The organism is Bradyrhizobium sp. AC87j1 (assembly GCF_002936975.1).
Classification (GTDB): Bacteria; Pseudomonadota; Alphaproteobacteria; order Rhizobiales; family Xanthobacteraceae; genus Bradyrhizobium; species Bradyrhizobium shewense.
Window position 1 is genome coordinate 1 of sequence record NZ_PTFE01000116.1, and the last position, 21,504, is coordinate 21,504.

The 21,504-nt window shown below is 63.6% G+C and carries 29 protein-coding genes, 1 pseudogene and 1 riboswitch; of the genes and pseudogenes, 9 read left to right on the forward strand and 21 right to left on the reverse strand.

Features of this window, described 5'->3' with window-relative positions:
* Nucleotides 1-198 (reverse strand): hypothetical protein (locus CV770_RS35440; protein WP_104465652.1); only part of this gene is annotated, 198 nt, incomplete at its 3' end.
* Nucleotides 199-429: 231 nt separating this feature from the next.
* Entirely contained in the window at nucleotides 430-753 is a 324-nt protein-coding gene (locus tag CV770_RS35445) for a hypothetical protein (RefSeq protein ID WP_104465666.1), read from the reverse strand.
* Between the two features lie 133 nt (nucleotides 754-886).
* On the opposite strand from CV770_RS35445, the gene CV770_RS35450 reads away from it, so the two are divergent.
* The 3 genes from CV770_RS35450 (at nucleotide 887) to bfr (ending at nucleotide 2,252) form a co-directional block, all read left to right on the forward strand.
* Nucleotides 887-1,195, forward strand: a complete 309-nt coding sequence (locus tag CV770_RS35450) for a hypothetical protein (protein WP_104465667.1) — start codon at nucleotides 887-889, stop codon at nucleotides 1,193-1,195.
* A gap of 161 nt (nucleotides 1,196-1,356) precedes the next feature.
* Nucleotides 1,357-1,629 carry a (2Fe-2S)-binding protein gene (locus CV770_RS35455; RefSeq protein ID WP_018318601.1) on the forward strand — a complete coding sequence of 91 codons (273 nt, stop codon included), beginning with the start codon at nucleotides 1,357-1,359 and terminating at the stop codon, nucleotides 1,627-1,629.
* Between the two features lie 134 nt (nucleotides 1,630-1,763).
* The gene (gene bfr / locus CV770_RS35460; protein ID WP_011089420.1) at nucleotides 1,764-2,252 is read left to right on the forward strand and encodes a bacterioferritin; all 489 of its coding nucleotides are present in this window, start codon (nucleotides 1,764-1,766) and stop codon (nucleotides 2,250-2,252) included.
* Between the two features lie 186 nt (nucleotides 2,253-2,438).
* Here bfr and CV770_RS35465 read toward each other — a convergent pair whose 3' ends face one another.
* The 3 genes from CV770_RS35465 to CV770_RS35475 all read right to left on the reverse strand — a co-directional run bounded on the left by CV770_RS35465 (nucleotide 2,439) and on the right by CV770_RS35475 (nucleotide 4,694).
* The gene (locus CV770_RS35465; RefSeq protein ID WP_091966136.1) at nucleotides 2,439-3,041 is read right to left on the reverse strand and encodes an MSMEG_1061 family FMN-dependent PPOX-type flavoprotein; all 603 of its coding nucleotides are present in this window, start codon (nucleotides 3,039-3,041) and stop codon (nucleotides 2,439-2,441) included.
* 74 nt (nucleotides 3,042-3,115) lie between these two features.
* Complete coding sequence (locus CV770_RS35470) at nucleotides 3,116-3,469, reverse strand: hypothetical protein (protein ID WP_028145598.1); 354 nt, start codon at nucleotides 3,467-3,469, stop codon at nucleotides 3,116-3,118.
* A 148-nt stretch (nucleotides 3,470-3,617) separates the two neighbouring features.
* Nucleotides 3,618-4,694 carry an alpha/beta fold hydrolase gene (locus tag CV770_RS35475; protein WP_104465668.1) on the reverse strand — a complete coding sequence of 359 codons (1,077 nt, stop codon included), beginning with the start codon at nucleotides 4,692-4,694 and terminating at the stop codon, nucleotides 3,618-3,620.
* A 129-nt stretch (nucleotides 4,695-4,823) separates the two neighbouring features.
* Here CV770_RS35475 and CV770_RS35480 point away from each other — a divergent pair, with 129 nt between their 5' ends.
* Complete coding sequence (locus CV770_RS35480) at nucleotides 4,824-5,090, forward strand: DUF2277 domain-containing protein (RefSeq protein WP_104465653.1); 267 nt, start codon at nucleotides 4,824-4,826, stop codon at nucleotides 5,088-5,090.
* Between the two features lie 199 nt (nucleotides 5,091-5,289).
* The gene (locus CV770_RS35485; RefSeq protein WP_104465654.1) at nucleotides 5,290-5,511 is read left to right on the forward strand and encodes a hypothetical protein; all 222 of its coding nucleotides are present in this window, start codon (nucleotides 5,290-5,292) and stop codon (nucleotides 5,509-5,511) included.
* A gap of 148 nt (nucleotides 5,512-5,659) precedes the next feature.
* Here CV770_RS35485 and CV770_RS35490 read toward each other — a convergent pair whose 3' ends face one another.
* From CV770_RS35490 to CV770_RS35500, 3 genes are all read right to left on the reverse strand, one after another.
* Entirely contained in the window at nucleotides 5,660-6,172 is a 513-nt protein-coding gene (locus CV770_RS35490) for a collagen-like domain-containing protein (RefSeq protein WP_104465655.1), read from the reverse strand.
* 186 nt (nucleotides 6,173-6,358) lie between these two features.
* The gene (locus CV770_RS35495) at nucleotides 6,359-6,607 is read right to left on the reverse strand and encodes a helix-turn-helix domain-containing protein (RefSeq protein ID WP_028145592.1); all 249 of its coding nucleotides are present in this window, start codon (nucleotides 6,605-6,607) and stop codon (nucleotides 6,359-6,361) included.
* A 286-nt stretch (nucleotides 6,608-6,893) separates the two neighbouring features.
* Nucleotides 6,894-7,661, reverse strand: a complete 768-nt coding sequence (locus CV770_RS35500; RefSeq protein ID WP_104465656.1) for an SDR family NAD(P)-dependent oxidoreductase — start codon at nucleotides 7,659-7,661, stop codon at nucleotides 6,894-6,896.
* Nucleotides 7,662-7,772: 111 nt separating this feature from the next.
* On the opposite strand from CV770_RS35500, the gene CV770_RS35505 reads away from it, so the two are divergent.
* Nucleotides 7,773-8,258 carry a molecular chaperone DnaJ gene (locus tag CV770_RS35505; protein ID WP_091966130.1) on the forward strand — a complete coding sequence of 162 codons (486 nt, stop codon included), beginning with the start codon at nucleotides 7,773-7,775 and terminating at the stop codon, nucleotides 8,256-8,258.
* Nucleotides 8,259-8,496: 238 nt separating this feature from the next.
* Here the strand turns inward: CV770_RS35505 and CV770_RS35510 are convergent, their stop codons facing one another.
* The 3 genes from CV770_RS35510 to CV770_RS35520 all read right to left on the reverse strand — a co-directional run bounded on the left by CV770_RS35510 (nucleotide 8,497) and on the right by CV770_RS35520 (nucleotide 9,780).
* Nucleotides 8,497-8,748: a hypothetical protein gene (locus CV770_RS35510; RefSeq protein ID WP_038947729.1), complete on the reverse strand. Its 252-nt coding sequence runs from the start codon at nucleotides 8,746-8,748 to the stop codon at nucleotides 8,497-8,499.
* Nucleotides 8,749-8,984: 236 nt separating this feature from the next.
* A complete protein-coding gene (locus CV770_RS42890) occupies nucleotides 8,985-9,245 on the reverse strand; it encodes a hypothetical protein (RefSeq protein ID WP_165637821.1) in 261 nt (86 codons plus the stop codon).
* Nucleotides 9,246-9,396: 151 nt separating this feature from the next.
* Nucleotides 9,397-9,780 carry a RidA family protein gene (locus CV770_RS35520; RefSeq protein WP_091966129.1) on the reverse strand — a complete coding sequence of 128 codons (384 nt, stop codon included), beginning with the start codon at nucleotides 9,778-9,780 and terminating at the stop codon, nucleotides 9,397-9,399.
* A 481-nt stretch (nucleotides 9,781-10,261) separates the two neighbouring features.
* Between CV770_RS35520 and CV770_RS35525 the strand changes: the two genes are divergently transcribed.
* Nucleotides 10,262-10,696, forward strand: coding sequence for a hypothetical protein (locus CV770_RS35525; RefSeq protein WP_165637820.1), 435 nt, complete (start codon nucleotides 10,262-10,264; stop codon nucleotides 10,694-10,696).
* A 122-nt stretch (nucleotides 10,697-10,818) separates the two neighbouring features.
* Here the strand turns inward: CV770_RS35525 and CV770_RS35530 are convergent, their stop codons facing one another.
* A complete protein-coding gene (locus tag CV770_RS35530) occupies nucleotides 10,819-11,514 on the reverse strand; it encodes a glutathione S-transferase family protein (protein WP_104465657.1) in 696 nt (231 codons plus the stop codon).
* Between the two features lie 179 nt (nucleotides 11,515-11,693).
* Between CV770_RS35530 and CV770_RS43585 the strand changes: the two are divergent.
* Nucleotides 11,694-11,969, forward strand: a pseudogene (locus CV770_RS43585) (outer membrane protein); the annotation flags it as partial.
* Between the two features lie 821 nt (nucleotides 11,970-12,790).
* Nucleotides 12,791-13,249, forward strand: a complete 459-nt coding sequence (locus CV770_RS43590; protein WP_245453947.1) for an outer membrane protein — start codon at nucleotides 12,791-12,793, stop codon at nucleotides 13,247-13,249.
* A gap of 79 nt (nucleotides 13,250-13,328) precedes the next feature.
* Here the strand turns inward: CV770_RS43590 and CV770_RS35540 are convergent, their stop codons facing one another.
* The 9 genes from CV770_RS35540 to CV770_RS35580 form a co-directional block, all read right to left on the reverse strand.
* Nucleotides 13,329-13,979 (reverse strand): glutathione S-transferase family protein, encoded by a 651-nt coding sequence (locus CV770_RS35540; protein WP_104465658.1) that lies wholly within the window; start codon nucleotides 13,977-13,979, stop codon nucleotides 13,329-13,331.
* A 278-nt stretch (nucleotides 13,980-14,257) separates the two neighbouring features.
* Nucleotides 14,258-14,764, reverse strand: a complete 507-nt coding sequence (locus CV770_RS35545) for a mismatch-specific DNA-glycosylase (protein WP_201760179.1) — start codon at nucleotides 14,762-14,764, stop codon at nucleotides 14,258-14,260.
* A gap of 59 nt (nucleotides 14,765-14,823) precedes the next feature.
* The gene (locus CV770_RS41875; protein ID WP_146101415.1) at nucleotides 14,824-15,381 is read right to left on the reverse strand and encodes a hypothetical protein; all 558 of its coding nucleotides are present in this window, start codon (nucleotides 15,379-15,381) and stop codon (nucleotides 14,824-14,826) included.
* 73 nt (nucleotides 15,382-15,454) lie between these two features.
* The gene (locus tag CV770_RS35555) at nucleotides 15,455-16,141 is read right to left on the reverse strand and encodes a hypothetical protein (RefSeq protein ID WP_104465661.1); all 687 of its coding nucleotides are present in this window, start codon (nucleotides 16,139-16,141) and stop codon (nucleotides 15,455-15,457) included.
* 156 nt (nucleotides 16,142-16,297) lie between these two features.
* Complete coding sequence (gene thiC / locus CV770_RS35560; protein WP_104465662.1) at nucleotides 16,298-18,196, reverse strand: phosphomethylpyrimidine synthase ThiC; 1,899 nt, start codon at nucleotides 18,194-18,196, stop codon at nucleotides 16,298-16,300.
* 196 nt (nucleotides 18,197-18,392) lie between these two features.
* The gene (locus CV770_RS35565; RefSeq protein ID WP_104465663.1) at nucleotides 18,393-19,001 is read right to left on the reverse strand and encodes a thiamine phosphate synthase; all 609 of its coding nucleotides are present in this window, start codon (nucleotides 18,999-19,001) and stop codon (nucleotides 18,393-18,395) included.
* On the reverse strand, nucleotides 18,988-19,770 hold the full coding sequence (locus CV770_RS35570; protein WP_104465664.1) for a thiazole synthase: 783 nt from the start codon (nucleotides 19,768-19,770) through the stop codon (nucleotides 18,988-18,990). The genes CV770_RS35565 and CV770_RS35570 overlap by 14 nt, the downstream gene beginning before the upstream one ends.
* 172 nt (nucleotides 19,771-19,942) lie before the next feature.
* Entirely contained in the window at nucleotides 19,943-20,140 is a 198-nt protein-coding gene (thiS, locus tag CV770_RS35575; RefSeq protein WP_104465665.1) for a sulfur carrier protein ThiS, read from the reverse strand.
* Nucleotides 20,131-21,141: an FAD-dependent oxidoreductase gene (locus CV770_RS35580; RefSeq protein ID WP_091966120.1), complete on the reverse strand. Its 1,011-nt coding sequence runs from the start codon at nucleotides 21,139-21,141 to the stop codon at nucleotides 20,131-20,133. The genes thiS and CV770_RS35580 overlap by 10 nt, the downstream gene beginning before the upstream one ends.
* Nucleotides 21,129-21,257, reverse strand: a riboswitch (TPP riboswitch). It overlaps the preceding gene by 13 nt.
* Nucleotides 21,258-21,504: the final 247 nt, after the last annotated feature.

Sequence of the window (21,504 nt, forward strand, 5' to 3'; positions counted from 1 at the left end):
GCCGGGTTCGGCGACGTAAACGGGGCCGCCATAGGCGGGGCGGCTCGATGCAATGGCGCCGCCGACGATCGCGCCGCCGATCAGGCCGGCAGCGAGCCCAGCGCCGATGCCGTCATGCGCCTTCGCGGACGGAGTGGCAGTCACCAGCGAACCGGCGACCGTCGCAACCGTGAGGGCGGCAACTAAAGTCTTCTTCATGCTCTTGGCTCTCCTGGGAGATGGTTCCTCTTGTTAGAGGCGCCCGGGTTTCAAAGGTTCACGCTGATGGAATTGGCCGTGCAGCTAGGAAGCGCGCAATTGGTCAACCCACGGTAAACGCGCACGGAGCTGTGACGAGAAAAAGCGGTCTTTTTCGGGCCCGGAGATGAACGGCGCATCCGTAGCGAACCGGTCAGCCGAAGCGGTCGCGATGGACCGGTTCGAGTCGCCTCAGCCGCAGACTCTGACGCGGCGGGCGCGCCAGGCATAGCCGTCCCAGAAGCGCTGCTTCTGCCAGACGCAGCCGCCGCCATAATAGTCGTCAGAGACATAGCCCGGACCCGGCGCATAGTAACGGGGCGGGTAATAGCCGGGTTCGTAATAACCGGGGCCGCGTCCGTAATAATACGGAGAGGCCAGCGCGCCGCCGACAATGGCGCCGCCGATGATGCCGGCCGCCACGCCCGCCGCGACGCCGCGCTGTGCATGGGCTGGTGTTCCGGCCGCAAGGGCCAGGGAGGCGACGGCGGCGACCGTCAGGAGCAATTTCTTCATCGGCTTGACCTTTCGTACGAACACGCGGGAACCCTTTGGGAGCAGAGTTCCATACTTCGTTTGAATGATCAATGAACGGCACCTTGGTGGCGGGCGACCAATTGATATGGACCGCAGGCTCGGCCATGAGGCGATGATGGGCAACGCGATGATCAATGCATTGATTGCTGCCGGGGTCGTGTCCGCGATCGGTTACGGCTGGATCACCCATCTCCAGAACCGCGGCCAGCGGCGCTCCCGCGCCGGGGCGGGTGGCGATGGCAGTAGCAGCGGCGACACCTATTCGGTCAGCAATAACGGCTTCTCACTGGGAAGCTGGTTTTCCAGCGACAGCTCAAGCAGCTCGACCGACGGCGGCAGCTGTTCCAGCAGCGATAGCGGCAGCAGTGGCGGCGATTGCGGAGGCGGCGGCGACGGTGGGGGAGGCGGTGGCGGCGATTAGATCCGCTCCAATCTTGATCCAGCGCAACGCTGAAATTTAGGACCGTTCTAGGCTGCTTTTGGGCCAGTTTGGAATAGCTTGAAATACCGCTTTTTCCTTTTGCATCCGGCGGGCCCGTTAAATATCGATGATGACGCATCACCGAAGGGCCTGCCGCTTCCATGATCGTTTGTTCCTGTAACGTGCTGAGCGATGACGACATCCGCGCCGCCGTCGCCGAGTCCGATGACGCCGTGCGCCATGCCAAGCAGGTCTATGGATGCCTCGGCTGTAGCGCCGAATGCGGCCGCTGCGCCCGGACGATCAAGACCATCATCGACGAAGCCCTTGGCCCCTGCGCCCAGTCCTGCTGTGCCGGCTGCCCGCACAACCACACTGTGGCTGCCAATGACGAGGCGGCCGAGCCCGCCCAGTTTGCCCTCGCGGCCTGCTGAAAGCCCTCGCCAGCTCGGCTGAGCTTTTCCCCCGGCTGCGCCGCCGTAGCCAGTTGCCCTCATTCGTAAACTGACTTAGAAGCATTCTAAATTCGGTTTTGGGCCGATTTGGACTGCAAGAGCTGGAGTGAACCATGCAGGGCGACGCAAAAGTCATCGACTATCTCAACAAGGCACTGCGTCACGAACTGACTGCGATCAACCAGTACTGGCTGCACTACCGCTTCCTCGACAATTGGGGCCTCCTCGACATGGCCAAGGTCTGGCGCAAGGAGTCCATCGAGGAGATGGAGCACGCCGACAAGCTCACCGCGCGCATCCTGTTCTTCGACGGCTTTCCGAACATGCAGGTGCTCGATCCCTTGCGCATCGGCCAGAACGTCAAGGAGATCATCGAGTGCGACCTCGCTGCCGAGATGAGCGCGCGTGCGCTCTACCAGGAAGCGGCGACCTACTGCCACGGCGTCAAGGACTACGTCACGCGTGACCTGTTCGAGAAGCTGATGAGCGACGAGGAGCACCACATCGACTTCCTCGAAACCCAGCTCGACCTGATCGGCCGCATCGGCCTCGAGCTCTACACTCAGAAGCACGTCGGTGGGCTCGAGGGTGAGGGGCATTAAGCTCCGGCCACCAGGCGCTTGCTTCGATGTCGTCCCGGCGAACGCCGGGACCCATAACCACAGAAGGTGGTCGTAGCGCGCAACTTGTAACCACGAGTCTTCCTCAAACCACTCCCTGTGGCTATGGATCCCGGATCTGCGCTTCGCTTGTCCGGGACGACACTGTGATCGTCGCGACAGCTACGCCTACAACTGCGTCTTGTAGATCTCTTCCACGGTCTCCTGGCTCGCCGGTTCGCCGAGGCCGGTCTGGTCGTGAATGACCGTGACGATGCTGGGCATCACCGAGCGCTGCACTTTCTCCGGCGACCACAGCTTCGAGCGCATCAGCGCTTTGCCGCAATGGAAATAGACTTCGCTGACGGCGACGTTCAGCACCGCGCGCGGCGGCTTGCCGAATTCCACCATCGCGGCGAGCAGATCCGGATCGGCCGACAGCGTGCCGCGTCCGCCGACGCGTAGCGTCTCGTCGATGCCGGGCACGAAGAACAACAGATGCACGAAGCCCGAGCCTTCGACGACGTTGCGAAAACTGTCGATCCGGTTGTTGCCGGAACGGTCAGGCATCAGCAATTGGTTGGGACCGGCGACGTGGACAAAGCCGGTGCCGCCGCCGCGTGGCGAGGCATCGACGCTGCCGTCCGCGCCCGACGTCGCGAGTACGCAGAACGGCGACATCTCGATGAACTTCTTCGCATGCGCATCGATCGCGGGACGCGCTTTGGCGATCACGCGCGGGCTCGGCTTGGCATAGATGGTGGTGAGGTCTTCGGCGCAAAGATCGGTCAACGGCGGCCTGCTTCAGCTTGGCGGCAAGCTACCCGATCGGGCCGCCTCCAGCCAATGGAATCGATAAAGACGTTTTACACGGCATCCGCCGGCACGAAGCAGCTGATGATGATGGCGCCGCGGTGGCGAACGTACCACACCACGGCCTGGCCGACCGGATTGCCCCGGTCGCGGATGATGGCGCGCTCGGGCACCTCCATCCATTGTCCTTCGATCGGCACCCAATAAGCACCGCTGCGCACATCGTAGTCGGTGCGATGGCCGTCCGAGACGTCGCAGCAGGGCACGCCGTTCGGCGCGATCACGCTCTTGAACCAGGCGCGGATATCGGGCGGGATGTGGTCATATTGCCCGTTGTCGAATGCGAGTGCGGCGCTGGTCAGCGCCGTCATCGCGACCAGCCAAACGCACAGTGCGAGCCTGTGCATGCGATCCCTCCTCGTCGCGTCCCGCTATTCGCGCGCCAGTCTTGCTCGCGTCGATTCCATCGGTGACGCGATTAAGCCCGAGCTGTCAGCGCATTGCATGCCCAAATAATATGCGGCTCCGAATTGCCGCACATGATGCGCTGCAAAATCAGCGGCGCGCCGATCCGATCGTTTGTTGCGGCGTGCTCTCCAGCAATTGCCGCACCTGTTCGCTGTAGAATTTCGCGTTGCCGGTGGTGCCGTGGCCGCGCGTCTCGGCGCTCGCCGGGATCAGATAGAGGCGGCCGTTTTTGACCCGCTTCATGGCCGCGTCCGTGATGCCGGTCTCGGGCGGGTTGCGCTCGTCGTCGGCGGAATTGATCAGCAGCAGCGATGCTTCGATGGCTTCCAGCTTCTCGCCGGCATTATAGTCGTGCGAGGACTCCCACTGGTAGACGAAGTCGTTGGCATCCGCCGTGATCGGCGCCGCCAGCCGGTCGTCGACGATCTTGTCGGCCTTGGCCGCGGTCGGCGCCTGCGATTGATAGGCCAGCGTGCCGCCGATGCTGGCGATGCCGTAGGCGGTGATGGCATATTTCATCATGCGCGGCTGGCTGGCGTAATTGCCACCATTGTAGTCGGGGTCGTTGCGGATGGTGTCGAGCATGATCCGCCGCAGCATCCAGTTGCGCGACGCCATCTCGGTCGGCTGCGAGGCCATCGGGATCAGCGCGTCCATCGCGTTCGGATATTTCTCGCCCCACAGCCAGGTGTGCATGCCGCCCATCGAATTGCCGATGACGAGCCGCAGGTGCTTGACGCCGAGGCCCTCCGTCACCAGGCGATGCTGCGCCTCGACCATGTCGTCGTAATCGTATTTCGGGAAGCTCGTCTTCATCCCGTCGGAGGGCTTCGACGATTTGCCATGACCGATGCCGTCGGGAAGGATGATGTAATATTTGGAGGCGTCGAGCGGTTGCCCCGCGCCGAACAGCTCCCCGGCGAACGCGGGTGACAGCATGCTTGCGCCGGATCCGCCGGTGCCGTGCAGCACCAGCACAGGTTGGCCCGAGGGCTCGCCGATTGTGGTGTAGTGCAGCTTCAGCTCCGGCATGGTCTCGCCGGTGTGGAACTTGAAATCTCTGGCGATCCAGTCGCCCTGCTTGGGTGCCGGATAATCCGCGGCCAGGACCGGCATTGAAAAGGACAGCAGGGCAGCCGACAGCGCGGCGCAGGAAGCCTTCATGTTTCTCTCCCCATTGCGGCTCATGGTCGGCGGCCGCGTTGCGGTGGAACTTAGCAGAAATGCACGGAGGGATGTAGGATTTCGGCTCCGCCGATCGTCTTCAAGAAAACATCCGGAAGAGGCCCCTGCATGTGCCGCAACATCAAGACGCTGTTCAACTTCGAGCCGCCGGCGACGGAGGATGAGATCCACGCCAGCGCGCTCCAGTTCGTGCGAAAACTGTCCGGCTTCAACAAGCCGTCGCAGGCCAACGAGGCGGCGTTCGACCGCGCAGTGGCCGAGGTCTCGGAGGCTGCGCGAAATCTCCTGACCTCGCTGCACACCCATGCGCCGGCGCGGGACCGCGAGGTCGAGGCGGAAAGGGCCAGGGAGCGATCGCGGCTGCGCTTCGGTTAGAGCATGATCCGGAAAAGTGTGCAGCGGTTTTCCGAAAAGATCATGCTCAAACAACAAACTAAAGTGCGATGACGATTCATCCTAATCTCATCGCGCTTTAGAGGGCGCGGCCAAAGCGTTCCGTGATCTGGCTCACGGTACGGGGGCGTCTCCTCCTGCAATGATGTCCGCCGGGATTTTAACAGCCCGGAGCAGGATCATGAGCCGCCCCCTTCTTCCGCTGAAAGCAGGTGCCATCGTCTTCACGCTGCTATGGACCGCGTGGATGATGTGGTGGAGCGGTTCGTTCTCGAGCGCGAACGTGATCATCCTGGCCCTGTGCGGCGCGGCGGTGGGCTATCTCTGGTATCGCGCCATGCGCTGGCAGTTCGAGCGCATGGGCATGCTGCCGCACAAGGATGACGCTTCCGGCGCGTCTTGATTTGGCTCGTGTCCCGGACGCGGTGCGGCGCGAAGTGCCGCTCCGCAGAGCCGGGACCCAGTCATCGTCCGCGCAGGTCTCGGTGATATGGGCCCCGGCTCAGCAGCGCATCACTGCGTGCTGCGCTGGGTCCGGGGCACCGGCATCGCTAATCCCGGTACTTCTTCTTTTTCTTCTTCTTCCTGTGCTCGTCGCCTTCGCCGTCGTCGCTCTCGTCGTCGACGATGGCCTCATCGGGCTCCTGCACGGCGGCCTCGAGCGCTTCGCGCTCGGCGGCGTCGCGCTCGCGCTGGCGGCGGCGCTCGTCCCAGGCGTCGAACAGCTGATCGAGCCACGGCAGCACCTGTTCGATCGAGGGCAATTGACCTGCCGGCCCAGCCTCGCCGCGCGGGCCTTGCGGCCCCGCCGGCCCCTGCGGTCCGGCAGATCCCTGCGCGCCGGCGGCTCCACGTGGGCCAGCCTCGCCCTGCTTGCCTTGCGGACCGGGCTTGCCCTGAGGTCCCGCCTTTCCGATCGTCCCCGGCTTGCCTTGCGGACCCGGCTTGCCGCGCGCGCCGTCGGGACCGCGCCGGCCGGGATGACCCTGCGGTCCCGGCCGTCCCGGTTCACCCTGCCGTCCGCGCGGCCCTTGAGATCCCTGCCGTTTATGTTCGTCTGCCACGCCGCTGCTCCCTTGACCGGAAGCAAGCTACTTAGCGGCGTTTGACGACAGCAGCAATTCCGCCGGGACAGCTCACCACGCTTGATCAACATCAATCGGCCGCACGCGGCGCTGACAGCCTCGGTCGTGATGATCGCGCTTGCGGTCATCATCGGCGGATTGATTCAGCGGCGCGTCCTCGGACGCCTAATCCTGATAGGCGGGCACGTCGATGCCGGACGCCGCGTAGATCCTGATCTTGTTGCGCAGCGTACGCACCGACAGGCCGAGCACGCGCGATGCGCGGGTGCGGTTGCCGTCGCAGCGCGCAAGCGTCTGAAGCACGAGCTCGCGCTCGACCTCGTCGACGGTTGCGCCGATCAGAAGCGGAACGATCTGGTTAGGGGCAAGGAATTGCGCGCCCGACTCGGACGCAGCGACATGAACAGTGGTCATCAACACACCTCCCGATCAACGCCCGCTGCCATCTTTGGAAGCGGATCGAGAACCAACGACCCCCAAGCCGTGGATCTACGGTGGTCGGGTTTGGTTAATGAAAGGTTAATCGCGGACGAACGCACCAATTGACCCCAGGAATGCCGCTAAGCCGCCGCGATTGGCGCCAGATGCATCGTGATGCGGGACTATCTCTTCCACACACGCGGTGTCATCGTCCGGTCCAGTGGCGCAATTGCCTACAAGGCGGACGATGATCCTGTGCGCGGGGATAGTGAGTCGCGCCTCACACCGTCCGGTAGCCGCCGTCCACCATCACGATCGTTCCCGTGACATAGGCCGACAGATCCGACGCGAGGAAGATCGCGGGCCCGACGATATCCTCGGGCTTGCCGGTGCGCGCCAGCGGGGTGTGGTCGACGAAGGCCTGCACCAGCGCCGGATTGGTCGCGCGCACATTGGCGTTGATGTTGGTCTCGATGAAGCCGGGCCCGATCGCGTTGACGCGGACGCCTTCCTTGCCGAGCTCGACCGCGAGCGCCTTGGTGAAGCCGAGCACGCCGTGTTTCGAGGCCGTGTAGGCCGCCGAGCTCGGCGTGCGCAGATGCACGAAGGACTGGATCGAGCCGATATTGACAATGCGGCCTTTGCTCGCGCGCAAGGGTGCGAGGAAGGCCTGCGTCATGTTGAAGACGCCGTTGAGGTTGAGCGAGATGATATCGTTCCAGTCCTTCGCCACCGTCTCGGTCTCCGCGGTGAAGGCGTTGCGGCGAGTAATGCCGGCATTGTTGACGAGGATCGAGACCGGCCCGACCTCGCCCGCGACCTGCTTGGCGAGCGCAAAACAGTCCTCGCGCCGGGTCACGTCGAGCGCAAAACTCTCGGCCTTGCCGCCCGCTTTGCGGATCTCCTGGGCGGCCTCCGCGACCGTGTCGGCATTGACGTCGAGCAGCACCACTTGCGCGCCCTCACGGGCGTAGCCCGCCGCGATGGCCCGGCCGATACCGGAGCCGGCGCCGGTGATGACGGCGATGTGGTTTGCGAGCAATGCCATGACATTTTCCTCCCGATTTCGTTTCGAAGTTTCACGAAACGCTAACTCGAAATTAAGGGGTCGGAAACGGCAGCCTTGGCATACTGATCTTCATTGCTAAACGTTGCGCGCATGATGGAACGGCTCGACTCCTGGAAACTCGCCCTCGAACGCCTGCGGTCGGCGCAATCGGCCGATTGGGCCGAGGCGGGCCGGCTCGTGGCCGAGATCGCGCGGATGAGCGTCGATGCCACGCTGCGCCAGGCCGCCGAGCAGGCGCTTCCGGTGCTGCGCCAGGCGGTCGACAATGACGATCATGGCGTCACGCTGGCGGCCCAGCGCCGCATCGGCGTCGTTCTCGAAGTCGTTCATGATCTGACCGCGCCGCGCTTCGGCCGTCGCAACGCCACGCCGAAACAGCTGTCCAGCGAGGATCGCGCCCGCAAGATGCTCGGCCTGCCGCTCGCGGTGCAGCTCACCTGCGAGGACATCAACCAGGCCTATCGCCGCGCCGCCAAGGGCATGCATCCCGACCACGGCGGCAGCACGCAAGCCTTCATCGACCTCGCCGCCGCGCGCGACGTCCTGATCCATCCCGGCGCGCACAAGGACGCGTGAGAGCGCCTCGGCTTTTGCGCACATCGCGATATCCCGTAGGGTGGGCAAAGGCGCAAAGCGCCGTGCCCACCATCTTCGTCACGAATGGAATTGGTGGGCGCGCTTCCGCCTTCGCTCTTCGAACTACGGCAGACAAGTCGCTTTGCCCACCCTACGGCTTCGGCTTATGCAGTGCGGACAAAAGAGAGCGGGCAAGGACGCATAGTCCTTGCCCGCTCTTCGTCCGCCGATCGAAATCTTACCAGGTGCACTGACCGTTCTTCAGAGCGGCGTCCTTCACCGCGAGGGCGTCGATGAAGGTCGGCACGGTTGCGCTGGCGCGATGATAGCCGGCCGGCCACGGCGTGGTCGGGATGCTCTCGTCCCAGATCTGGCAGAGGCCCGTGTCCTGCCAGCGGATCAGGTGATAGCTGGCTTCCGCTGGGCTCGCCGCGACGAAGGCGGTGACGGCAAGACCGGCGGCAGCGCACAGCACGGAAATACGACGCATGATCAGCTCCTCAAATGAATGATGTGATGTGCCTCCCGGCAATGACGGGGAGGGCTGGTGCGGGACGTCTTGGGGATGCGCCCCGGACAAGATGTGAGTAGTTCCGCAGGCCGGTCAGGTTCAAAGCGCGCGGGCGGAAAATGGCTGATTTCGGCCGGAAAACGCGCGGGTCTCACAAAAAGAAGAAGGCGGGCCGCTCGCGCGACCCGCCCTCGAATCCGGTCCGTTGCAAAAGCTCAGAGCGTGCAGCGGCGCTCGGCGCGCATCTTGATCTGGACGTCGGAAGCGGCAGCGAAGGTCGGGAGCGGCTTGCTGACGACCTTGTAGGTCGACACGCCCCACTGGAACGGCTTGTACTTCAGGTCCTCGTTCCAGACCTGGCAGATGCCGGTGTTGTCCCAGCGGATCACGTAATAGCCGACCGCCGCCGAGGCCGGCACGGCAAAGACGGAGGTGGCGATGCCGGCAACGGCACAGAGGGCGAGAACGCGACGCATGAAATATCTCCTTGTGGGGAAGTGGGGCGCAAAAATTCGTGCGGTAAAAGCAGGTCCTTTGCAAGCCGGGGAGCTGCCGTTCACGGACATGTCAGCTGTTCCCCAAGCATTTGGTTCGGCCGCGTGCCCGGCAAGCCACACGCTCAGTAGCTCACTTGGCCAGCGAGACCACCGCCTCGATCTCGATCAGCATCCTCGGGTCGGGCAGGGCCTGCACAACGCAGGTGGTGCGCGCCGGATAGGGCGGCGGGCCGAAGGCGCCGGCATAGAGCGCGTTCATGGCGGCGACGTCGGAGGCGCGCGTCAAGAGCACGTTGACCTTGACGAGGTCGCGGACACCGGCGCCGGCCTCGTCCAGCACGCGCTTGATGTTGACGACGACATTGGCGAACTGCGCCTCGAAACCGTCGGGCAGCGCACCATTGGCGTCGAAGCCCGGAATGCCCGAGACGAACAGGAGATCGCCAACGCGCGTCGCAAAGGACAGCGGCGGCGCTTTCACGTGCGGCGGGGGCGCGAAATGCTGGATCGGCATGGCATCACCTCGAATGTAGGAACGGGCGCGTAGCCCGCATGAGCGTAGCGACATGCGGGAGACTTGCAATCGGGTTGCGGAGACGGGCAAGAACAAAAACGCGAAAACAACCCCATGCACAGTAGAGATCATGTGGAGATCATTGAGTTTTTATAATTCGGTAAAGGCTAAACATTCAAGTTGCGCCGTCGGGCAAAACAAGGGCAGAATGGGATGATGGCGATGCGCGACCTTGTGCCCGAACCTCCGCCGTCATGCCCCGGCTTTGACCGGGGCATCCAGTACGCCGCGGCCTCTCGGCTCAATCACCGCCGCCTCTGGAATACTGGATCGCCCGGTTGAATCCGGGCGATGACGGTTGAGTGCGACTCTGCACCTTGCGTCTCAGGGCAGCCCCATCATTTTGCCGCCGCGATCGATCGGATAGATTCGCTGCGTCTGATTCGAATCCCTCCTTGAAAAATAGCCCCCGGAGACATCCATGAAGATTGCATCCACCTTCCGCGCCGCGCTGGTCGCCATTGCCGCCCTGGCCGGGCTCTCGACCTCGGCGCTGGCCGACGGCGGCACCGTGGTGCTGACGATCTACAAGGCGGGCTGGATCATCGGCGGCTCCGGCGGTTCCGGCGTGCTCAACTTCCGCGGCCGCTCCTATGGGCTGTCCACCGGCGGGCTCGACTACGGTCTCGTCTTCGGCGGTTCCAAGACGGTGCTGCGCGGCCGCGTCTCCAACATCAACCGTCCCTCCGACGTCGCCGGCGTTTATGGCGCCGCCGGTGCGGGCATCGCAGTGGGCCGCGGCGCCCGCGCCATCGTGCTGACCAACCAGAAGGGCGCCGTGCTGGAGCTGTCCGGCACGCAGGTCGGGTTGATGGCGAATGCGGATCTCAGCGGGCTTGCGATCACGATGCGGTAGGGGCGGTTGCGTAGGGTGGGTTAGCCCCTTGGCGTAACCCACCACTTCTGTCACCGCGGAAAGAGAAGAGGTGGGTTACGCTCATCGGCCTGCGCTTCGCGCAGCCGCTGCGCTAACCCACCCTACGATTTCCCGACCATCGCATGAATCCGCTCGCAATGCGCGACGAGATTCTTCTGCGCATCGACGAACGCCTTCAGCGGCGTCGGGATCGGAAAATAATAGATGTTCGCGACAAAGCCGTAGATGCCGGCATCGACGCTCGTTGGCGCCGCGCCGTGCACGAAGCCCACGGCGGGCACGATCTCGGCCAGCACCTGCAAATCGGCGAGCCCCCGCGCGTAAGCCTGCTCCGGCGTGTAGCGGCCGATGCCCTGGTAGTGATAGCGCTGCGCATTATACGCCTTGGCCTTCTCGAACCCTTCCGCACTCACTTGCGGATGCTGCGCAATAAAGCCGTCGCGGAACGCCGGATAATAGCGCTCGTCCTTCCAGCGCGAATACGACATCACCCAATAGAGATCGTCGAGCATGCGCGTGACGAGGAGATTGGTGCCGCGCTGCTCCGGTGAAAGTCCGGCATCGATGTTGAGACGATATTTCGCGATCGCATGCGCGATGATGGTCTCGCTGTCGCCGATGCTCTCGCCGTCGTCGACGACATAAGGCAGCTGCCCGCGCGGTGCGGCCGAGGCATCGAAGATGTGCTCGTGCACGAACTCCACGCTCGCGAGCTTCAAGAAGGCGTAGACCTTCAGACCGTAGCCATTGTTGTCGGCGACGCCGAACAGTTGCGGATAGGAATAGAGGGTCAGCATGGGCGGCTCCCTTCCACCCGGAGTCGTATCGCCGCAGTGACACGCTTGCAACAGTCCGGCGCCTTGTGGGCGGTGTCGTTCGATCGGAGGACGCGAAATATCGCCCGTTCGCAGTATGGATTCGGCCTGAAATGATTGCGCCAGGGCCCGGCATGCGATGTTCATCGACCCGCCGAAACATGCCGGCATTGTCTTGCGGCGGAGCGCTTCTGGTCGGGCTCGCCTTCGCAGCACCGGCACGGGCTGCGGACTTCGCGGCAAAGCCGTTCACCAAGGCGCCGCCGGTCGCGGTCTCGTCGTGGACCGGCTTCTATGCCGGCCTCGGCCTCGGCTTCCGATCGACCGCCGCCGACCTCACCACAACATCGGTGCTGGAGGACGGCGTTCCCCGTGACATCAGCGATGCCGTCGTCAGTCAGCCGTTCGACGGCCCGGGTCTTCGCGTCAATCCCTATGCCGGCTTCAATTGGCAGGTGGCACCGAGCTGGGTCCTCGGCGTCGAAGGCGATGTCGGCTTTGGTCGCCAGACCACCATCCTCCAGGGCTTTCGCGCCTCGCCGCGGGCCGGCTCGTCCACCTTCCTCGTCGACAGCCTCGCACTCGAGGCCGGCTGGGATGCCAGCCTGCGCGGCCGCGCCGGCTATCTGCTGACGCCATCGACAATGGCCTATGTGACGGGCGGACTTGCCTGGCAGCAGTTCGACGTCACCTCGGTTTGCGTCGGCGCCACCTGCAACAATGCGCTGCCCGCTGTGGTGTCGAACTCCGCCATCAAGACGGGGTGGACGCTCGGCGGCGGCCTCGAGACCGCGCTATGGGGCAACTGGCTGCTGCGGGCCGATTATCGCTATGCCGATTTCGGAACCACGCCCTTCGCCATCGCACGCACGAGAAGCGGCGCGGGGCCCACGCTGACGGTCGACAATTTCGACACCAGTCTGCGGACCCACACGGCGAGCGTCGGCCTCGCCTACAAGTTCGGCGCTCCCGTCACCGGTGGCGGTTCGCATTCGCTGCAGGCGCAGGCCGCCATGCTGCCGTCCTGGACGGGTGCGTATCTCGGCCTTGGCCTCGGAGCGCGCGCCACGCGCACCGACCTGACGGCGACGTCGGAGACCATTGGCGGCTCTGCGTTCGACCTCGCCAAGCGCGCCAACAACCGCCCGATGGACAACACCGCGTTTCGCGCCAGCCCTATGCGGGCTATCTCTGGCATCTCGCCCCGCAATGGACCGCGGGCGTCGAGGGCGACGTCGGCTTCGCCGACCGCACCACCATGCGCGAGGGCTTTACCAGCATCCATCTCGCCGACTCCCAGGCACCGGGCGAGAGCCTTTCGATCCGCAGCCGCTGGGACGCATCCTTGCGTGCGCGCGCCGGCTATCTCGTCAACCCCCACACCATGCTCTATGCCACCGCCGGCGCGGCGTGGCAGAACTTTGAATTGACCTCGACCTGCACCAGCCGCAATTGCAGCGGCTTCTTCGCGCTGTCGTCGCCGATCATCAATTCGTCGACCACGAAGATGGGCTGGACGCTCGGCGGCGGCCTGGAGACGGTGCTGTGGGGCAATTGGCTCGCGCGCGCCGAATACCGCTATGCCGACTACGGCAGCGCCGGTTTCACTGTCGCACGGTCGAGCGGCCGACCTGAGTTCGACCCGTCCGTCAACACCTACGACGTCGCGATGCGGACGCATCTGGCGACGTTCGCCATGACGTATCGGTTTCAGTGAGGCGGCGGGAGATGCGGATATCGACAGAGGTGGATTACGCTGAGGGACTGCGCTTCGCGCAGCCCGGGGCTAATTCACCCTACGACTGTGATGCAGCCCTAAACACCGCAAGCTGCGCATCGAACGCTCGCCTGAACGCCGGCCGCGCTTCACCGCGCGCGACATAGGCGGCGATCTCGGGATATTCGTCGAGCAAGCCAGATGTGTTCAGCCGCCGCAGCACCGTCACCATCATGACGTCGCCGGCGCCGAAGGCGCCGTCGAGCCAGTCGGCATCACCAATGTGGCGGGACAGTTCGCCGAGCCTGACACGGACGCGCTCTTGGAGCATGGGCAGCCGCTCCGCGTACCAGCTCTTGTCGCGCTCAAACAGCATGGCCACGGTGAGCTCGACGATCGGCGGCTCCACCGTGCTCAGTGCGGCGAACATCCACGCGATCGCGCGGGCGCGCGCATTGGCGTCCTTCGGGAGCAAGCCATCGTTGCGCTCGGCGATATGCAGCACGATCGCGCCCGTCTCGAACAGAGTGAGATCGCCATCCTCATAGGTCGGGATCTGCCCGAACGGATGCCGCGCGCGATGCGCCGGCGCCTTCATCTCGGCGAACGAGACGAGGTGAACGTCGTAAGGTTGCCCGACTTCCTCGAGCGCCCAGCGAACCCGCATGTCGCGCGCCTGTCCCCGGCCGCGGTCGGGGGAGCTTTCGAAGGCGGTGATGGTGGGGGGCATCTAGGGCTCCATGTGGGTCGCGCTTGTGGCCAGAGGACGATTGGGCCGCGCGGATTCCGACAACGGTTCGATCTTTCCACGCGTGTAGCCAAACCAACGGTGTCGTCCCGGCGAACGCCGGGACCCATACCGCGTGATTGATCTGTTGCGGGCGGTCCCATTACCGAAACGACCCGTCCCGTAGGGTGGGCAAAGGCGCGCCCTTCGCGCGCCGTGCCCACGTTCTGCCGGACCCACGGAAAGATCGTGGGCACGGCGCAAGAGCGCCTTTGCCCACCCTACGCAGCGATCCACGCCGCCAATCCCCGCCAAGGCTCCAGCGTCCAATGCCCGGACGCCGCACCCGACGGCGACGGCAGCACGAACACCTCCGGCCAGCTCTCCTCACGCGTTTGCCGCCCCAGCGCAATCGCAGCTGACGGCCTGCCATAAAACAAGCTCGCCGCCTTCTTGCTCGTGAACGCAATCGTCCGCGGCCGGTAGTTTTCGATCTTCGCCCTGAAGCCTGATACGTCGATCGCCTCCGCCGCGATCTGGTGATCCATCCCGGCGCCCGTCTTGCAGAGATCGGTGAAGCCGATCCCGAGCTCGATCAGCGATGCAAACTCGCCCGGCTGATAGCGCCGCGGCGTGATCCCGGCCTCATGGATCGCGCGCCAGAAGCGGTTGCCGGGGTGGGCGTAATAGTGCCCGAGCTCGGCCGAGCGCGTCGAAGCGGCGGTGCCGACGAAGACGAGGCGGAGGTTGGGACGGAGCTGGTCGGGAAGGCGGTGGAGGGAAGCCACGGGTAAGTTGAGCGTCCGTATGTTGACAGTCGAATAGCGCGCTAACGTGCATGATGGAATTATCGTTCAAGACCGGGTGGAGGCTCTTCGAATTTTCCTTTGTTGAAATACTCCAATACGTCCTCTTCGATGGGCTCGATTGCCCAAAAATGACGTCTATCAGGGGCAATGAGGTTGATGTGGTAATTCTCACTGTAATCGTCTGCATCCCCGCGATGCTGTGCTTCCATTCTTCTGTTCATCAAAGGCAAGCGCTTCGCGTGAGCTTGGAAGTTGAAGAGCGCATCGGCCTCGATTCGCTTATACTGAGCGTGGCGTGAAACCCAAATCTCATATCGTGCGCCGGGTAGATAGTATCCAAGTCGCTCGAGCCACCATCGATGATTCGCCCAGCGTTGTCTGATGGCGCCCGAGCCTACATAAATGAGCGGGCTAAATAGAGAGCTGGAATATCTAATCGCAAATGGGGGCGAGAGCCTCACTAGATAGATGGCGTTCTTCCAATCCCATGGGGTCTCAAGGGAAGAGTTTCGACAATACAGTCTTATGTTTCTCCAATCGTTTTCAATTAAAGGGATTTCAGTGGCCATCCACCATGGGGGAAGCTTGATGGGCATCTATGTCAACCCGTGCAGCTCTGCAAAGTCGTCTAGTGCTTCGTATCGGCATCAGCCAAATGCGGCTGCACATTCAAGTCGTCTTCTCCCGTCGAGAGAAGTAGGTTTTCGCCTGATTGGCCTTTCGGATCACCGAGAGATCAAGCCCGATTCCACTTTGTATCTCTTTGACATACTTCTCGCGATGGGGGCTATCAAATGCTGTAGGATTATCAGGCACCGATGCGTTCGCTTCGGCTTGTATGGCATGGCGGAGGGATTGAAAAACTAGGTTTATTGCCTCTTTAGCATTTGTTCGATCTTGAGCGGTTGGGCTCTCAGAGGCTGCGATCGATCGCGCTACGTCGATAATGTCGCGTACCTGCTCAAAGGGGTAATATCCCTTTGGGTTCTGTCCGCTCCGTCGAACGTTGCAATAGATAAGACGTAATGTGTCCATAGACGTCGAGAGAGCGTAAAAGCCCTTTAGGTAGTCCTCTTCCGTCGGATTTTTCTTATCGCAGTACACAAAGAACAACGATTTGGCTTCTACCATCTCGTTCCACCAACCGCGAAGTTCATCAACAAACTTTCCTCGCTGCTGGAATACATACGTTAGGTAGGCGGCGAAGAGTAACGCGAAAAGAGTGGCGTTACTCCCGACGAACGTCGCTTTGTTGTTTGCGTCTTTCGTTAGATATTCGGACAGGGAGATGAAGAGGATAACTATAACGGCCGCTCCGGCAGCAATGAGTCGGGTTCTCAATGTCTGATTTGTCATTCGACCCCCCGAAAAAATGACGAGTGAGTTGAGGGAAAATCGAATACTACCTCAAGAAGATCAGTTTGTAAATTACGCCTAGATGCGAGAAGCCGGGCAGTCGCCCGGCCTCAATTCTTACTCGGTGTGAGGTTGATCTTGTCGACTGCAGCCCCCTCACAACACCCGATTGCTCTCCTTCACCTTCTCCGCATCCAGATAAACGCTTGAGCCCATCTCCTTGAACTTCGCGCTCATCTTCGCCATGCCGTCCTCGGCGGTGCCGGCCATCGACATGCCCACGCTGTTCGGGTCGTTCAGCGTCGCCGCGTAATCCCGCACGTCCTGGGTGATCTTCATCGAGCAGAACTTTGGTCCGCACATCGAGCAGAAATGCGCGACCTTGTGGGCTTCCTTCGGCAAGGTCTCGTCGTGGAAGTTCTTGGCCGTATCCGGGTCGAGGCCGAGGTTGAACTGGTCGCTCCAGCGGAAGTCGAACCTCGCGCGGGAGAGGGCGTCGTCGCGCAGTTGCGCGGCGGGGTGGCCCTTGGCGAGATCGCTGGCGTGGGCGGCGATCTTGTAGGTGATGACGCCGACCTTGACGTCGTTGCGATCGGGCAGGCCGAGATGCTCCTTCGGCGTGACGTAGCAGAGCATGGCGCAGCCGAACCAGCCGATCATGGCGGCGCCGATGCCCGAGGTGATGTGGTCATAGCCCGGCGCGATGTCGGTGGTCAGAGGTCCAAGCGTGTAGAACGGGGCTTCGCCGCACTCTTTCAGCTGCTTGTCCATGTTGATCTTGATCTTGTGCATCGGCACGTGGCCGGGGCCTTCGATCATGACCTGGCAGCCCTTGTCCCACGCGATCTTGGTGAGTTCGCCGAGCGTCTCCAGCTCCGCGAACTGCGCGCGGTCGTTGGCGTCCGCGATCGAGCCGGGGCGCAGGCCGTCGCCGAGCGAGAACGAGACGTCATACTTGCGCATGAGGTCGCAGATCTCGTCGAAATGCGTATAGAGGAAGCTCTCCTTGTGATGCGCCAGGCACCACTTCGCCATGATCGAGCCGCCGCGGCTGACAATGCCGGTGACGCGGCTGGCGGTGAGGTGGATATATTGCAGGCGCACGCCGGCGTGGATGGTGAAATAGTCGACGCCCTGCTCGCACTGCTCGATCAGCGTGTCCTTGTAGAGCTCCCAGGTGAGCGCCACCGGATCGCCGTTGCACTTCTCCAGCGCCTGGTAGATCGGCACGGTGCCGATCGGCACCGGCGAGTTGCGCAAGATCCATTCGCGCGTGGTGTGGATGTTGCGCCCCGTGGAGAGGTCCATCACGGTGTCGGCGCCCCAGCGGATCGCCCACACCATCTTCTCGACCTCTTCCTCGACGGACGACGTCACCGCGGAGTTGCCGATATTGGCGTTGATCTTGGTCAGGAAGTTGCGGCCGATGATCATCGGCTCGAGCTCGGAATGGTTGATGTTGGAGGGGATGATGGCGCGCCCGCGCGCGATCTCGTCGCGGACGAACTCCGGGGTGATGAAGGCGGGCACCGATGCGCCGAAGCTCTCGCCGTCGGCGAGGGCTGCTTCCGCGCGCTCGAGCTGCTGCTTGCGGCCGAGGTTTTCGCGGGCGGCGACGTAGATCATCTCCTTGGTGATGATGCCGGCGCGGGCGAATTCGAGTTGGGTGATCTTGTGGCCGTCGAGGCCGCGCAGCGGCTGGTGGTAGGCGCTGAAAGCGCGCGCGGCCTTGTCGGTGGAGACGCTGCCATTGTCCTCCGGCTTGATCTGCCGGCCCTGATATTCCTCGACGCCGTCGCGCTCCAGCACCCAGGCCTTGCGGTCACGGGCGAGGCCGGCGTTGACGTCGATGGTCACGGACGGATCTGTGTAGGGGCCGGAGGTGTCGTACACCGGCAGGTTCGGCTCGCCCGCGCCCTCGGACAGGATGATCTCGCGCAGCGGCACGCGCAGATCGGGCGCAGCGTCCGGCGAGGCGAAGATTTTTCGCGAGGAGGGAAGGGGGCCGGTGGTAACGGCGGGGACGGTTTTGTCGGGGTTGGAGCGGATGTTCATGGGATCCTCCGGTTTAATTCTTAATTCCTGGGTGCAATTTCAATCTCGTCATCCTGAGGTGCTCGCACTTGCGCGCCTCGAAGGATGAAAGAGCCGGGCCGTCGCCCTTCGAGGGCCGCTGAAGAAACGGCCACCTCCAGCGACAACGGCTGCGCCGTTGCGCGGCGGTGACGGGATGAAGAGGGGCGGACATGCATCACGCAGCCTCCGTGGACAGGCCGAGCCATTGCCGCACGCGGGCATCGGGGTCGGCGTTTTGCGTGACGTCAGACACCACCGCGATCGAATCCGCGCCCGCCGCAAAGATCTCCGCGGCTTGCTCGAACTTGATGCCGCCGATTGCGACCAGTGGAATGCTGCCGATGCGCTTCTTCCATTCGGTGATCTTCGGAATGCCCTGCGGCTCGAAGCGCATCGATTTGAGCGTGGTGAAGAAGATCGGGCCGAGCGCGACGTAGTCGAGCTTGGCCTCGAGCGCGGTTTCAAGCTCGGCATCATCATGGGTGGAGATGCCGAGCGAGAGGCCCGCCTCGCGGATGGACTTGAGGTCGGCTTCCGCCAGATCCTCCTGACCGAGATGCAGATATTTCGCGCCGGCGACGACGGCGGCGCGCCAATAGTCGTTCACGACCAGCTTGGCTTGCGTGTCCTTGGTGATCGCCAGCGCGTCGGTGACGATCTGCAGCGCGTCGGCGTCGTTGAGCTCTTTGGCGCGCAGCTGGATAGTGCCGACGCCGAGCTTTGTCAGCCGCTCGACCCATTTGAGGCTGTCGACGACGGGATAAAATCGATCAGGATACGGCATGCCAGAACGGAGTCCCAACGACAGGGGTGGAGGGGGAGGCGAAATCGCGGGCGTTCATCAGCCCGGCTTCATAAGCGGTGCGGCCGGCATCACAGCCGAGGCGGAAGGCTTTCGCCATCGCGACGGGGTCGGCGGCTTTGGCGATCGCGGTGTTGAGCAGCACGGCGTCATAGCCGAGCTCCAGCGCCTGCGCGGCGTGGCTGGGAGCGCCGAGGCCGGCGTCGACCACCAGCGTGATGTCGGGCAGGCGCTCGCGCAGCAGCTTCAGCGCGTCGCGATTGGTGATGCCCTTGGCACTACCGATGGGAGCTGCCCATGGCATCACCACCTTGCAGCCGGCATCGACCAGGCGGTTGGCGACCGAGAGATCCTCGGTGCAATAGGGGAATACTTCAAAGCCGTCCTTGATCAGGAGGCTTGCCGCTTCGACCAGGCCAACGACGTCGGGCTGCAGCGTGTCGTTGTCGGCGATGACTTCGAGCTTGATCCAGCTCGTGCCGAACAATTCGCGTGCGAGCTTTGCCGTGGTCACCGCCTCGCGCACGCTGCGGCAGCCGGCGGTGTTCGGCAGTACGGTGACGTCGAGCTCGCGGATCAGATTCCAGAACGCGTCCCCGGTCTTGCCGCCGGCGGATTCGCGCCGCAGCGACACCGTGACGATGTTCGAGCCCGAGGCGCGGATCGCGCTCTGCATGATCGCAGGCGAGGGATAGAGCGCGCTGCCGATCAGCAGGCGGGAGGCGAAGGATTTGCCGTAGAAGGTCACCATGTGGGAGGTGTCTCCTTGAATGACGCTGTCAGCCCAGATGTAGCTGTCATCCCCGCGAAGGCGGGGATCCAGTACGCCGCGGCGGTGCGGCTGGAACCGTAAAGCCGCGGTGTACTGGATCGCCCGGTCAAGCCGGGCGATGACAGCGGAGTGTTTGGCGAGAGCATCTCCCTCACCCTCCCTGCCGCGGCGTGATGATCTCGATCTCGTCGCCGGCCTTCAGTGCCGTCTCGGCCCAGCGGCTCTTCGGCACGACGTCGTAGTTCAGCGCGATCGCGAAATGCGTGCCCTCGTAGTCGAGCTCCGCGAGCAGCGCATCGACGCTTCCCGAACTCACCTCGCGCTGCTCGCCGTTGACGATCAAACGCATTGCATCACCTCGTTGTCGATCTGGCCGCGCTCGACATAGGCAAGCGTCAGCTCGGCGAGCGCCGGCGCGATCAGGAAGCCGTGACGATAGAGGCCGTTGACGCTGATCCTGCGGCCGCGAATGCCGATGCGCGGCAGATTGTCGGGATAGGCGGGACGAAGCCCCGAGCCGAACTCCACGATGCGGGCTTCGCCGAACGCGGGGTGCACGGCGTAGGCTGCGCCCAAGAGCTCCAGCGCGGAGCGGACGCTGACGCCGGTGTCCTCGGCCTCGATCGAGGTCGCGCCCAGCATGAACAGATTGTCCTCGCGCGGGATCACGTAGAGCGGCCAGCGCGGATGCATCAGCCGCACCGGTCGCGCCAGCTGCACCTCGTCCGTCTCGATCAGGATCATCTCGCCCTTGACGCCGCGAAGCTCGCTCTGCTCGTCGCGGGCGCCAAGGCCGCGGCAGTCGATCACGATGCCGTCGAGATCTCCGGCTGCGACGTCGCTGGAAAACTTGATGGTGCCGCCGGCGGCGCGGATGCGATCGTGCAACTGCGGCAGCACGCGGCGCGGCTCGACATGGCCCTCGGCCGGGAAGAACAGCGCGTCGCGGAAGCGGCCCTCCAGCGAGGGTTCGAGCGCGGCGAGGCCTGAGGCATCGAGCCGGCGGTGGTCCTCGGTCATGCGCGCAAAACGCTCGAAATCGTTGCGTTCGCGCGGATGGGCGACGACCAGCGAGCCGTTGAATGGGGTGTCGGGCAGCTCGCGCCGCCAGAGGTCGAGCGAGCGCAGCCCCAGGCGGCTGATGATGGGTTCGGCGACCTCGGCCTCGCAATAGGGCGCGAGCATGCCGCCGGCCCAGTGGCTGGTGGCGTCCGTCATCGCCTCGTCACCGCGCTCGTGCAAGGTCACGGCATGGCCGGCCTGCGCGAACAGCAAGGCTTGCCAGGCTCCGGCGATGCCTGCGCCGATGATGGATACCGGTGAATCCGGTCGCTTGGTCGTTTGCAACATCCCTGTCCCTTCGCCGGCATGACCCGGATCAGGTTCAAAGGGTCACCGCGGTCCTGGGCGTTATTGCCCATTTAGCGGTATCTCAGCTCCTCCTCGGAGCACCCCTCGGAACGGCTCTAATGTAGGACAGTGGGGCGGGGTGGTCAACGCGCTTTGCGGGAACCCTCGTGCCCCGGACGCAGCGCATCACGCAGTGGTGCGCTGCTGAGCCGGGGCCCATGCTGATGCAGGGATGCTGGGTCCCTGTGTCTTGGAAGTCTGTCAGGATGGGGTTGGGCGGGAAGCCGTTGGGTCCTTGGCGCTTGACGCCGTGAGCCGGCTCGGTCTCCCGCCCGTTCCATTACCAACCTGAACAGTTGCACG

Bases quoted from the DNA above. Each gene is read 5' to 3' on its own strand.
- CV770_RS35570 (WP_104465664.1), bottom strand. From the start codon at position 19,770: ATGGTGACCTTCTACGGCAAATCCTTCGCCTCCCGCCTGCTGATCGGC.
- thiC (WP_104465662.1), bottom strand. From the start codon at position 18,196: ATGAACATCCGCTCCAACCCCGACAAAACCGTCCCCGCCGTTACCACC.
- bfr (WP_011089420.1), top strand. From the start codon at position 1,764: ATGCAGGGCGACGCAAAAGTCATCGACTATCTCAACAAGGCACTGCGT.
- CV770_RS35580 (WP_091966120.1), bottom strand. From the start codon at position 21,141: ATGTTGCAAACGACCAAGCGACCGGATTCACCGGTATCCATCATCGGC.
- CV770_RS35540 (WP_104465658.1), bottom strand. From the start codon at position 13,979: ATGCCCCCCACCATCACCGCCTTCGAAAGCTCCCCCGACCGCGGCCGG.
- CV770_RS35520 (WP_091966129.1), bottom strand. From the start codon at position 9,780: ATGCCGATCCAGCATTTCGCGCCCCCGCCGCACGTGAAAGCGCCGCCG.
- CV770_RS35485 (WP_104465654.1), top strand. From the start codon at position 5,290: ATGAGCCGCCCCCTTCTTCCGCTGAAAGCAGGTGCCATCGTCTTCACG.
- CV770_RS35530 (WP_104465657.1), bottom strand. From the start codon at position 11,514: ATGCTGACCCTCTATTCCTATCCGCAACTGTTCGGCGTCGCCGACAAC.
- CV770_RS35455 (WP_018318601.1), top strand. From the start codon at position 1,357: ATGATCGTTTGTTCCTGTAACGTGCTGAGCGATGACGACATCCGCGCC.
- CV770_RS35510 (WP_038947729.1), bottom strand. From the start codon at position 8,748: ATGCGTCGTATTTCCGTGCTGTGCGCTGCCGCCGGTCTTGCCGTCACC.
- CV770_RS35450 (WP_104465667.1), top strand. From the start codon at position 887: ATGATGGGCAACGCGATGATCAATGCATTGATTGCTGCCGGGGTCGTG.
- thiS (WP_104465665.1), bottom strand. From the start codon at position 20,140: ATGCGTTTGATCGTCAACGGCGAGCAGCGCGAGGTGAGTTCGGGAAGC.
- CV770_RS35555 (WP_104465661.1), bottom strand. From the start codon at position 16,141: ATGACAAATCAGACATTGAGAACCCGACTCATTGCTGCCGGAGCGGCC.
- CV770_RS35565 (WP_104465663.1), bottom strand. From the start codon at position 19,001: ATGCCGTATCCTGATCGATTTTATCCCGTCGTCGACAGCCTCAAATGG.
- CV770_RS43590 (WP_245453947.1), top strand. From the start codon at position 12,791: ATGCGCGAGGGCTTTACCAGCATCCATCTCGCCGACTCCCAGGCACCG.
- CV770_RS35495 (WP_028145592.1), bottom strand. From the start codon at position 6,607: ATGACCACTGTTCATGTCGCTGCGTCCGAGTCGGGCGCGCAATTCCTT.
- CV770_RS35480 (WP_104465653.1), top strand. From the start codon at position 4,824: ATGTGCCGCAACATCAAGACGCTGTTCAACTTCGAGCCGCCGGCGACG.
- CV770_RS42890 (WP_165637821.1), bottom strand. From the start codon at position 9,245: ATGCGTCGCGTTCTCGCCCTCTGTGCCGTTGCCGGCATCGCCACCTCC.
- CV770_RS35445 (WP_104465666.1), bottom strand. From the start codon at position 753: ATGAAGAAATTGCTCCTGACGGTCGCCGCCGTCGCCTCCCTGGCCCTT.
- CV770_RS41875 (WP_146101415.1), bottom strand. From the start codon at position 15,381: ATGCCCATCAAGCTTCCCCCATGGTGGATGGCCACTGAAATCCCTTTA.
- CV770_RS35525 (WP_165637820.1), top strand. From the start codon at position 10,262: ATGAAGATTGCATCCACCTTCCGCGCCGCGCTGGTCGCCATTGCCGCC.
- CV770_RS35475 (WP_104465668.1), bottom strand. From the start codon at position 4,694: ATGAAGGCTTCCTGCGCCGCGCTGTCGGCTGCCCTGCTGTCCTTTTCA.
- CV770_RS35470 (WP_028145598.1), bottom strand. From the start codon at position 3,469: ATGCACAGGCTCGCACTGTGCGTTTGGCTGGTCGCGATGACGGCGCTG.
- CV770_RS35505 (WP_091966130.1), top strand. From the start codon at position 7,773: ATGATGGAACGGCTCGACTCCTGGAAACTCGCCCTCGAACGCCTGCGG.
- CV770_RS35500 (WP_104465656.1), bottom strand. From the start codon at position 7,661: ATGGCATTGCTCGCAAACCACATCGCCGTCATCACCGGCGCCGGCTCC.